The organism is uncultured Maritalea sp. (assembly GCF_937139385.1).
Classification (GTDB): Bacteria; Pseudomonadota; Alphaproteobacteria; order Rhizobiales; family Devosiaceae; genus Maritalea; species Maritalea porphyrae_A.
Genome location: NZ_CAKZPW010000096.1, coordinates 1 through 4,634 on the forward strand (window position 1 = coordinate 1; position 4,634 = coordinate 4,634).

The 4,634-nt window shown below is 50.1% G+C and carries 7 protein-coding genes; all 7 read left to right on the forward strand.

The genetic code is table 11. The annotated features are described in order from the left end of the window. A partial coding sequence (gene ndhC, locus Q0231_RS03915) for an NADH-quinone oxidoreductase subunit A (RefSeq protein WP_299345348.1) occupies nt 1-192 on the forward strand: 192 nt, incomplete at its 5' end. Nucleotides 193-253: 61 nt separating this feature from the next. Then, nucleotides 254-778, forward strand: coding sequence for an NADH-quinone oxidoreductase subunit B family protein (locus Q0231_RS03920; protein ID WP_299345358.1), 525 nt, complete (start codon nt 254-256; stop codon nt 776-778). 9 nt (nt 779-787) lie between these two features. Continuing rightward, nucleotides 788-1,390 (forward strand): NADH-quinone oxidoreductase subunit C, encoded by a 603-nt coding sequence (locus tag Q0231_RS03925; protein WP_269394150.1) that lies wholly within the window; start codon nt 788-790, stop codon nt 1,388-1,390. 8 nt (nt 1,391-1,398) lie between these two features. Next, nucleotides 1,399-2,589 carry an NADH-quinone oxidoreductase subunit D gene (locus Q0231_RS03930; RefSeq protein WP_269394151.1) on the forward strand — a complete coding sequence of 397 codons (1,191 nt, stop codon included), beginning with the start codon at nt 1,399-1,401 and terminating at the stop codon, nt 2,587-2,589. Further along, the gene (gene nuoE, locus Q0231_RS03935) at nt 2,589-3,626 is read left to right on the forward strand and encodes an NADH-quinone oxidoreductase subunit NuoE (protein WP_269394152.1); all 1,038 of its coding nucleotides are present in this window, start codon (nt 2,589-2,591) and stop codon (nt 3,624-3,626) included. Before Q0231_RS03930 ends, nuoE begins: the two co-directional genes overlap by 1 nt. After that, the gene (locus tag Q0231_RS03940) at nt 3,626-3,820 is read left to right on the forward strand and encodes a hypothetical protein (protein ID WP_269394153.1); all 195 of its coding nucleotides are present in this window, start codon (nt 3,626-3,628) and stop codon (nt 3,818-3,820) included. Before nuoE ends, Q0231_RS03940 begins: the two co-directional genes overlap by 1 nt. A 3-nt stretch (nt 3,821-3,823) precedes the next feature. Further along, the coding region (nuoF, locus tag Q0231_RS03945; RefSeq protein ID WP_299345355.1) for an NADH-quinone oxidoreductase subunit NuoF at nt 3,824-4,634 on the forward strand (811 nt) is incomplete at its 3' end.

The following is a 4,634-nucleotide window of genomic DNA, read 5'->3' on the forward strand; positions in this document are numbered from 1 at the left end:
TTTGACGTCCGTTTCTATCTTGTTGCCATCCTATTTATTATTTTCGACCTCGAAGTCGCGTTCCTGTTTCCATATGCGGTGTCTATCGGCGAAGTTGGTACCTATGGCTGGGTTGTTGTGATGTTGTTCCTCGCTGAATTGCTCGTTGGGCTGAAATATGCGTGGGACAAAGGCGCGCTGGATTGGGAATAGGGCAGGGATAGGAAGAGATATGTCGAGTATAATTACACCTGCCGGTTCCGCTGCCCGTGATATGGGGACGCCGGCCTATGATCCGAAGAAACACGACCCGTTTTTTGACGGTCTGAATAATGAACTGGCCGATAAGGGCTTTATCGTTGCGGCGTCTGATGACCTTGTGACGTGGGCGCGGACAGGCAGTTTGATGTGGATGACGTTCGGGCTTGCGTGTTGCGCCGTAGAGATGATGCAGGCCTCGATGCCGCGTTATGATCTCGAGCGCTTTGGCTTTGCGCCCCGGGCCTCCCCCCGCCAGAGCGATGTGATGATTGTTGCGGGCACTTTGACCAATAAAATGGCTCCGGCGTTGCGCAAAGTCTACGATCAAATGCCAGAGCCGCGCTATGTGATCTCTATGGGGTCATGTGCAAACGGCGGTGGTTATTACCATTATTCTTATTCTGTGGTGCGCGGTTGTGACCGGGTTGTGCCAGTGGACATTTACGTTCCTGGTTGCCCACCAACTGCTGAGGCGCTTTTGTATGGCATCTTGATGCTGCAAAAGAAGCTTCGCCGTACCGGCACAATTGAGCGATAGGGCGTGACAATGGATACAACGCTTAGCGAACTTGGCGAGTATATTGCAGCGAAGTTGGGGGATGCCATCCTTTCAACGGATATGAGCTTTGACGAGCTTACGCTGAATATCGAGCGCTCCTCTATTGTTGCGGTGATGCGCTTTCTAAAAGAAGATAGCCAATGCCAATTCTTCAGTTTTATCGATGCATGTGGTGTGGACTATCCAGCCCGCCCAGAGCGTTTTGATGTGGTTTATCATTTGCTCAGCCCTACACGGAATGTGCGCATTCGCGTGAAGCTGACCACAGATGAGAAAACACCCGTTGATTCCATTTGTGAAGTTTTTCCTGGTGCGGATTGGTTCGAGCGCGAAGCCTATGACATGTACGGCATTTTGTTCGTGGGTCACCCAGACCTTCGTCGCTTGCTGACAGACTATGGTTTTGAAGGTTATCCGTTGCGCAAAGACTTCCCGGTGACCGGGTTTGTTGAAGTTCGCTACAATGAAGAGTTGAAGCGGGTCGTTTATGAGCCTGTGAAACTAGCGCAAGAATTCAGAAATTTTGATTATCTCTCACCTTGGGAAGGCACTGATTATGTGCTGCCCGGTGACGAAAAAGCGCAGAGCTGAGGTTTATCATGGCAGAAGCTCAGGTAAGAAATTTTAACATCAACTTCGGCCCGCAGCACCCTGCGGCGCACGGCGTGTTGCGTTTGGTTCTGGAACTGGACGGCGAAGTTGTTGAACGGTGTGATCCGCACGTTGGATTGTTGCACCGTGGTACGGAAAAGCTGATAGAGCAAAAGACCTATTTGCAAGCCGTTCCATACTTTGACCGCCTAGATTATGTGGCGCCGATGAACCAAGAGCATGCCTTTGCTCTGGCTGTCGAAAAGCTATTGGGCATTGAAGTGCCGCGGCGTGGTCAATTGATCCGCGTGCTCTATTCAGAAATTGGGCGCATTCTCAATCACTTGTTGAATATCACGACACAGGCTTTGGACGTTGGTGCGTTGACACCGCCGCTTTGGGGCTTTGAAGAGCGTGAAAAGCTGATGATTTTTTATGAACGTGCATGTGGTGCGCGTTTGCACGCGGCCTATGTGCGTCCTGGTGGGGTTCATCAAGACCTTCCGCCTGAGTTGCTCAATGACATTGAAGCATGGTGTGATCCATTCCTTGATGTTTGTGATGACATTGAAGGTCTTTTGACCGACAACCGGATTTTCAAGCAGCGTAACGTTGATATTTGCAACGTGGCGCTTGATGATGCTTGGGAGTGGGGTTTTTCAGGCGTGATGGTTCGTGGCTCCGGTGCACGATGGGATTTGCGCAAGTCGCAGCCTTATGAGTGCTATGAAGAGATGGAATTTGACATTCCAGTGGGCAAAAACGGCGATTGTTATGACCGTTACCTGTGCCGCATGGAAGAGATGAAGCAGTCTGTTCGTATCATGCGTCAGTGCATTGAAAAGCTACGTGCGCCTGAAGGGCAGGGACCTGTTTCATCCACCGACGGTAAAATTGTTCCGCCAAAACGGAATGAAATGAAACAGTCGATGGAAGCACTTATTCACCACTTTAAACTCTATACCGAAGGCTACAAAGTTCCAGCTGGCGAAGTTTACGCCTCTGTTGAAGCGCCAAAAGGTGAGTTTGGTGTGTATCTCGTATCAGATGGGTCAAATAAGCCGTATCGTTGCAAAATTCGCGCCCCAGGTTTCGCGCATATGTCAGCGATGGATTTCATTAGTAAGGGCCATATGCTCGCCGACGTGTCAGCGATTATTGGTACCCTTGATATCGTATTTGGTGAGGTGGACAGGTAATGTCAGTACGTCGTCTCGCAGAGGATCAAGTGCAGCCTGAAGGTTTTGCGTTCAACGCAGAAAATTTGAAGTGGGCTAAACAAACGATCGCTAAATATCCTGAAGGCCGACAACAGTCGGCTGTCATCCCGTTGTTGATGCGGGCGCAAGATCAAGATGGTTGGGTAACCAAACGTTGTATCGAGCATGTGGCAGATATGCTTGAAATGCCCTACATCCGGGTATTAGAAGTTGCGACTTTTTACACGCAGTTCCAGCTGAAGCCAGTTGGTACGAAAGCCCATATTCAAGTGTGTGGCACCACACCGTGCATGTTGCGTGGCTCTGAGGATTTGATCAAGGTTTGTAAATCCAAGATCAACGATAAGCCGTTTGAAACCAACGCCTCGGGCACTTTGTCTTGGGAAGAGGTTGAGTGTCTTGGTGCATGTGTGAATGCGCCCATGATGATGGTCTTTAAAGATACATATGAAGACCTGACCCCTGAGCGGTTAGAAGAGATTATTAACGAGTTTGAAGCTGGCAAAGACGTAAAAGTTGGCCCCCAGATTGACCGTCAGTTTTCCGCTCCTGAAGGTGGCATGGTCACTTTGACGGAAGTTCCTACGCGCAAAGAAACAAAGGTTGCTAAAGCTCCTGCCAAGAGAGCACCAGCCAAGGCTGCGGCATCAAAGCCAAAGGCGACCAAAGCTGCAAAAGCTGAAGCGCCTAAGGTGGCAGTGAAAAAACCTGTAGCGAAAGCTGCAGTAAAGCCCGCGGATGCAAATGCGCCTTTGTTTGATGCACCAGCTGGTGACAAGGATGATCTGAAGTTGATTTCTGGTGTTGGCCCTGTGCTTGAGCGCAAGTTGAACGAATTGGGCATCACCCAATTCGCGCAAGTGGCCAAACTCACCAAGAAACAAATCACAGAAGTCGATGATCGGTTGAGCTTTAAAGGCCGGATCGAGCGCGATGATTGGAAAGCACAAGCCAAGGCCTTGGCCAAAGGTGGTGCCGAAGAATATCGCAAAGTCTTTGGTAAGGATCCACGCTGATGGCACAAAAGATTTTGGGCGTTGAAATGAGTGGCAAAAACATTGTGATCGCGATTGCGTTCATGGTTGCCACTTATCTTGCCATTCGGGTCGTAGGCATGTTTGCACTTGTTCTAACCTCAGGCTTTTTGGGGTTTGTGGTGAGTGCTGTTGTCGGTTTCTTGCTGTTCGCAGCTTACATGCGGGGGCGCTAAGATATGTTGTCAGATCAAGACCGTATTTTCACAAACCTTTACAATCAGGGCGATTGGGGCCTTAAGGGCGCGCTTAGCCGTGGTTCTTGGTCGCAAACCAAATCGTTTATCGATAGGGGTCGCGATTGGATCACAGACGAGGTGAAATCCTCGGGCCTACGTGGCCGTGGTGGCGCGGGTTTTCCAACAGGTTTGAAATGGTCATTTATGCCAAAGGTGAGCGACGGTCGTCCTCACTATTTGGTGGTGAATGCTGATGAATCAGAGCCAGGCACCTGTAAAGACCGCGAAATCATGCGCCATGATCCGCATCATCTTGTTGAAGGGTGTTTGTTGGCTGGCCGCGCAATGGACGCGCATCACGCATACATTTATGTGCGTGGCGAGTTTGTTCGCGAGCGCGAAGCGCTGCAAGCAGCTGTTGATCAAGCCTATGACGCGAACCTTATCGGTAAGAACAATGTGCACGGATGGGACTTTGATATCATCGTCCATCACGGTGCCGGTGCTTACATTTGTGGTGAAGAAACAGCGCTGCTTGAAAGCCTTGAAGGCAAAAAGGGTCAACCACGGTTGAAACCACCGTTTCCTGCGGGCATGGGCCTTTATGGTTGCCCAACGACCGTGAACAACGTTGAATCAATTGCTGTTGTGCCAGAAATTCTGCGTCGCGGAGGTTCTTGGTTTGCTGGTTTGGGCCGAGAGAACAACACGGGTTCAAAACTGTTCTGCGTTTCTGGCCATGTGAATACGCCAGCCACATTTGAAGAAGAAATGGGTATTCCTTTTGGTGAGTTGATCGACAAGCATTGCG